Annotated in this window: 6 protein-coding genes; 2 read left to right on the forward strand and 4 right to left on the reverse strand. The window is 72.3% G+C overall.

The genetic code is table 11. The features are described 5' to 3' along the window. Window positions 1–785: hypothetical protein (locus KGQ19_RS47055; RefSeq protein ID WP_212021878.1), on the forward strand; the 785-nt coding region annotated here is incomplete at its 5' end. 31 nt (window positions 786–816) lie between these two features. Here the strand turns inward: KGQ19_RS47055 and KGQ19_RS47060 are convergent. The 3 genes from KGQ19_RS47060 to KGQ19_RS47070 are packed head-to-tail and all read right to left on the reverse strand — an operon-like array spanning window position 817 to window position 3,913. Then, the gene (locus KGQ19_RS47060) at window positions 817–2,577 is read right to left on the reverse strand and encodes a DUF8189 domain-containing protein (protein ID WP_212021879.1); all 1,761 of its coding nucleotides are present in this window, start codon (window positions 2,575–2,577) and stop codon (window positions 817–819) included. A 57-nt stretch (window positions 2,578–2,634) separates the two neighbouring features. Continuing rightward, window positions 2,635–3,258: an SGNH/GDSL hydrolase family protein gene (locus tag KGQ19_RS47065; RefSeq protein ID WP_212021880.1), complete on the reverse strand. Its 624-nt coding sequence runs from the start codon at window positions 3,256–3,258 to the stop codon at window positions 2,635–2,637. A gap of 43 nt (window positions 3,259–3,301) precedes the next feature. Beyond that, the gene (locus tag KGQ19_RS47070) at window positions 3,302–3,913 is read right to left on the reverse strand and encodes a TetR/AcrR family transcriptional regulator (protein ID WP_212021882.1); all 612 of its coding nucleotides are present in this window, start codon (window positions 3,911–3,913) and stop codon (window positions 3,302–3,304) included. An 87-nt stretch (window positions 3,914–4,000) separates the two neighbouring features. Between KGQ19_RS47070 and KGQ19_RS47075 the strand changes: the two genes are divergently transcribed. Continuing rightward, complete coding sequence (locus KGQ19_RS47075; RefSeq protein ID WP_212021883.1) at window positions 4,001–4,837, forward strand: SDR family oxidoreductase; 837 nt, start codon at window positions 4,001–4,003, stop codon at window positions 4,835–4,837. Here KGQ19_RS47075 and KGQ19_RS47080 read toward each other — a convergent pair. After that, window positions 4,797–5,684: efflux MFS transporter permease (locus KGQ19_RS47080; protein WP_498038957.1), on the reverse strand; the 888-nt coding region annotated here is incomplete at its 5' end. The two genes, KGQ19_RS47075 and KGQ19_RS47080, sit on opposite strands and share 41 nt — an antisense overlap.

Genomic DNA, 5,684 nt, shown 5'->3' on the forward strand with positions numbered 1-5,684 from the left:
CCCCAGCCCCGCTTCTCTGGTGGCCAGCCCTGCGCGGCATCTGGACCCAAGGCCGCCGGATCGAGCGCACCTGCTACATCCTCGGCCTGGTCCTCATAGCCTCAGGCGCGTTCCACTTCGCCGTGTTCTTCATCCGCGGCGGCCCCTGGGAGGGCCCGGTCTCCTGGCGCAAGCCGACCACCTTCGGCCTGTCCTTCGGCCTCACCCTCATCGCGGTGGCCTGGGTCGCCTCCTCCCTCAAACTCACCGAGCGCACCCGCGTCCTGGCCCTGGGCGTCTTCGCCGCCGACTGCTTCGTCGAGGTCGGCGGCATCACGCTCCAGGCCTGGCGCCACGTCCCCTCGCACATCGACCTGCGGGGCTCCTTCAACACCGGCGTGTCGATGACCCTGGCCGTCGGCGGCGGCGTCCTGGTCCTGGTGCTGGGCCGGCTCGCCTTCGCGGCGTTCCGCGGCGACCCCGACGCGGCCCCCTCGATGCGCCTGGCTCTGCGCGCCGGGTTCGCCACCCTGATGATCGGCCTGCTGGCCGGGGCGGCGATGATCGCCCGCGGTACGAGCGAGGCCCGCAGCGGGCACCAGCAGCAGGCCTACCTGGACCTCGGCTTCCTGAAGCTGGTGCACGGCATCAGCCTGCACGGCGTCCTGGTGCTCCCCGGCATCGCCTGGCTGCTGACGCAGACCTCGTGGCCGGAGGAGAAGCGGACCCGGGTCGTGAAGCTGGCCGCGTCCGGCTACGGGCTCGCGATCCTCGCCGCGCTGGTGTGGGACCTCGTACGAATGTGACACCCCGACCAGACCACTCCCATGACCCAAATCAAGCCTTCACAGTCCCCGCCGCAGCGAACTCGGTCCACCCCGACCAAGCACCGTTCGCCACCACCTCGAACCGGCTCCACACCGACCCGTCACCCAGCACCGCGAACACCTCCACCCGACCGTCGACGTGCCGAGTCACAGAGGTAGCGATCACCGCCGCCCCCGCGGGCCCGAACCCCTCACCCCACTCCGACCAGCCCCCGCCCGCAACAGTCTCGAACCGGTTCCGGATCCCACCCGACGCCGTCACCGCGAAGACCTCCACCCGACCGTCCTGGTGCACGGCAGCGGCGACGGTCCCCGGAGCCCCGTACCCGTTCGCCCCGCCGGTCGGGCCGTAGACGCTCCAATCAGTCCACGAACCGTTCGCCGTCGTCTCGCCCCTGTTCCGCATCGACCCGTCGCTCATCACGGCGAACACCTCCAGCCGACCGTCGACGTGCCGGGCCGCACTCAGGCTGTCCGTGACGCCACCGCCCTGCGGACCGAACTCGTTCCAGCTGGACCAACTGGGCCACGCTCCGCTCGGCGCCGTCTCGAGCCGGTTGGCGACGCCGCCCGACGGCGTCACCGCGAACAGCTCCACCCGGCCGTCGGAATGCACCCCGACCGTCAGCGCCCTGGCGGTCCCGGACGGCGCGAACGCGTTCCACCCCGACCACGCGCCGCCGACCGAGGTCTCGAAGCGGTTCTGCACGGAGCCGTCACTCATCACCGCGAACACCTCAAGCCGCCCGTCGGCATGCCGCCCGGTCGCCACCGAACTGGCCAGCGCCGCGAACCCGAAGCCCCGGGCCGGGCTGAAGTCGCTCCAGTCGCTCCACGCGCCGTTCGGCGCCGACTCGGACCTGTTCCGGATCCCACCGGCCGGCGTCACCGCGAACAGCTCGACCCGGCCATCAGAACGCACCCCGCCGGCCATCCGCCCCCCGCTCCCGGCCTGATACAGCACCGAACCGGCGCCCCACTGCCCGAAGTCGGCGGTCAGCGCCTGGTCCCCGTCGACCTCCGCACCGTCGAACGTGAACGGCGTCCGGTTCTGCCACAGCTGGATACCGGGACAGGGCAAGCTGTTACGCCCGCCCGAATACGCGGTCGAGCACGACTGCCAGGCCCAGCGGATACGCCCCGAGGCCAGCAGCCAGCCCAGGGCGTCGTAGCTGCTGTAGCAGCCGGTGCGGGCGACACCGATCACCGAGGCGACGCCGTCGAAGTAGGCGTTGACCGCGTCCATGTCCGCGGCCTGCACATCCCAGTCCACGCTGAAGTAGATCGGCCGATCCGCCGGCATCCCGCACGCCGCCGCCTGCCGCTGCGCCTCGGTGGCGTCCGCGGCGCCCTGGCCGAAGCCCTGGCGCGGGCCGTCGACAGCGGTCTCCCAGTTGCAGACCACTGCGATCCCGGCCATGGTCAGCGCCTGGGCCTCGGCCGCCGTGAGGTTCTTCTCCGGGCTGTAGCTGAGGTAGCGGACCACGAACTTGTAGCCGGCCGACGTCATCGCGCCGGTGGAGGGATGCGGGGTCCAGGCGTAGTCCAAGCCCGTCGCGACCGGGACCGGGGCCTGATCCGGCACCTGGCCTGGCACCTGGCCTGGCAGGTCCTGAGCACGACGCGCCATCGGGACGAAAGCCCCCTTGGCCGCCTCCGCCTCCGCTGCCGCTGCCGACGCCGGCCGCATCCCCGCCACCCCCGCCAACGTCACCGCGCCGGCGGAGGTCAGCAGCCGACGGCGTGACACAGGGCTCGAGCTCGAGTTCATCACGGAGACCATTTCAACCCCATGACCCCCGATAACCGGTGATTTGGTCGCGCGTCGTCAGATCTCCAGCGCCTTCATGAACGCCTCCGCGATCAGCGCGTGCCCCGCCAGGTTCGGGTGGACCCGGTCGTCCGCCCAGTCCTGAGACGCGGTGCTCACCAGTGCGCTGTCGAACACCTGCTGGGTCGGGATGTGCACCGCGTCGAACTCCTCGGCCAGCCCGGCGACCACGGTCACGAACTTGTCGCTGGCCGCACGCTGCGGCTCGTCGCGGTCCGGCTCGATGATGTACGGGTCGGCCAGGATCAGCCGGCAGCCGGTCTCCTCCACAGCCCGGCGCAGCAGCGTGCGCAGAGTGTCGGTGTACTCGTCGAGCGGGACGGCGTTCTCCGGGTGGCCGTCGAAGGCCCGCCAGACGTCGTTGATCCCGATCATCACCGACAGCCAGTCCGGCCGCGGGGCCAGCGCGTCGGCCTCCCAGCGCCCGGCCATGTGGCGCGTGGTGTTGCCGCTGATGCCTCGGTTGGTCCAGGTCAGCCGGGTGCCCGGGTGCCGGGCCGTGGTGAACGCCCGCAGCAGGCTGACGTACCCCCGGCCGTAGGGGGCGTCGTCCTCGCGACGCCCGCAGTCGGTGATGCTGTCGCCGATGAGCAGAATGTGCTGGCCGTCCTTGAAGTACACGGATCTCGCCTTCCGATGCGCACTGCGGATGGGGAACATCCGATCATGCCCCGGCCGGACCCGATCGGGCGAGGGTGTCGATCCATTCTTCGAGACGCCGCCCCTGCCGGGTCATCACCTCCGGCTCGCGCAACGCGTTGGCCAGCACCGACATCCCCTGGTACGCCGCGACGAGTTCGACCGCGAGGTCGGACGCGTCGTCCCGGCCCAGCTGCCGGAACTGCCCCTCGGCCCAGTCGATCAGCCCCCGCAGCACCCCGGCCGCCGCCTGGTCCAGGCCGTCCTCGCGCTTGTCGAGTTCGGCGGCCAGGGTGCCGAACGGGCAGCCGTAGCGGGCCGCGACCTCGCGCTGCTCGACCCAGCCGGCGATCAGGGCTTTGAGCCGGGTCGCCGGATCGGGGAGCCGGTCGAGGCGCCCGGTGATGCCGGACAGCCGGTCCCGGTGCGCGCCGAGGGCGGCCTCGACCAGCTGGTCCTTGGTCTTGAAGTAGTAGTAGACGTTGCCCAGCGGGACGTCCGCCGCCTGCGCGATGTCGCTGAGCGTGGTGCGCTCCACGCCCTGGTGGTGGAACACCTCCGCGGCCGCTGACGCCAACCGTTCGCGCTTGCCGCCGCCTCGGGGCTTCGCCTTGGCCCCAGCCTGTGAGTCAGTCACCTAACTGAGGATAGACAACCGCCTCGTGAATCCGCTAGCGTTCTTTTCAGTTAGCCAACTAACTCACACTCTGAACTGGGGAGAATCATGATCGTTGTGACCGGAGCCACCGGGAACGTGGGCCGCGCCCTGCTACGGACGCTGGCCACCGACGGGCACTCGGTGACCGCTGTGGCCCGACACATCCAGAACTCCGACATCCCGGCCGACATCCCAGCCGGCGTGCGCGCCATCGCAGCCGACCTCGGTGTGCCGACCTCCCTGGACGCGGCACTCACCGGCGCGAAGTCCCTGTTCCTGCTGGTGGCGGGCGACGACCCGGCCGGGGTCCTGGCCCGGGCGAAGGCCGCCGGGGTCACGAAGGTCGTGCTGGTCTCCTCGCAGGGCGTCGGCACCCGCCCCGGCGGCGCGTACGCCCACGCCGCACGCTTCGAACGAGCGGTCGTCGCCTCAGGACTCGCATACACGATCCTGCGCTCCGGCGGCCTGGACTCCAACGCCTTCGCCTGGACCGGACCGATCCGCGCGCAGCGGCTGGCCCCGGCGCCGTTCGCCGAGGTCGGGCTGCCGTTCGTGGATCCGGAGGACGTCGCCGCCGTGGCCGCGGCGGCGCTCACCGAGGACGGCCACGACGGCGCGACCTACGTGCTCACCGGCCCGGCGCCGACCACGCCCCGGCAGCGGGCGGCGGCCATCGGGGAGGCGATCGGGGCGCCGGTGACCTTCGTGGAGATGACCCGGGAGGAGGCTCGGGCCCAGATGTCCCAGTTCATGCCGCCGGAAGTGGTCGAGGGCACGCTGTCGATCCTCGGCGAGCCGACGCCCGAGGAGCAGACGGTGAGCCCTGACGTCGAGCGGGTGCTGGGCCGGCCGGCGCTGCCGTTCAGCGCGTGGGCTCAGCGGAACGCCGCTGCGTTCCGATGAACAGGAACGCGACCAGCCCGGTCCCGATCAGCACGAAGCCCGCGCTGGCCAACGATCCGAGCGTCCCGAGCACCGCCACGCCGAGCGCCGAGCCGCCCTGCCGCACCCCGTTCAGCGCGCCCTGCCCGGTCGCGGCCAGGTCGGCCGGCGCGGCGACGGCCATCTCGGCCGCCGCGCCGGGGATGGCCAGCGTCCCGGTCGCCGCCAGCGCCAACTCGGCGGCGATCAGCAGCGGCAGCGGCACGTGGTGGCCGGCGGTGACGGCCAACAGCACCCCGGCGACCACGGACGCCGCCATCCCGGTCAGCAGGACCGGACGCGCGCCGCACCGGGCGACCAGCCGGCCGGTGAAGAACGGCATGACGCAGACCGGGAAGGTCAGCGGCAGCGCCGCCAGCCCGGCCGCGAACGGCGAGAGGTGGTCGGCGTGCTGCAGCCAGATGTCCAGCAGGTACATCCCGCCGAAGAAGGCGAAGCAGGATTCCGCGGCGGCCACGAAGGACGCCCTGACCCGCGGCAGCGCGACCAGGCTCGGCGGCAGGACCGGCGCGGCCACCCGGCGTTCGACCGCGGCCAGCGTCCCGAAGGCGGCCACCGCGGCGAACATCGGCACCAGCGCCACGGCCGAGGTCCAGCCGCGGCTCCCGGCCTCGACCAGTCCGAACGTGAGCAGCCCCAGACCCGCGGTGGCCAGCACCAGCCCGGACCGGTCCAGCGCCCGCCCGGCCCGCGCCGGCGACGGGTTCGGCAGCAGGCGCGCCGCCAGCAGCGTGAGCACGGCGATCGGCGGATTCACCAGGAACACCAGCCGCCACCCGCCGAGCTCGACCAGCGCGCCCCCGAGCAC

It is taken from the genome of Catenulispora pinistramenti, assembly GCF_018274385.1.
Lineage (GTDB): Bacteria > Actinomycetota > Actinomycetes > Streptomycetales > Catenulisporaceae > Catenulispora > Catenulispora pinistramenti.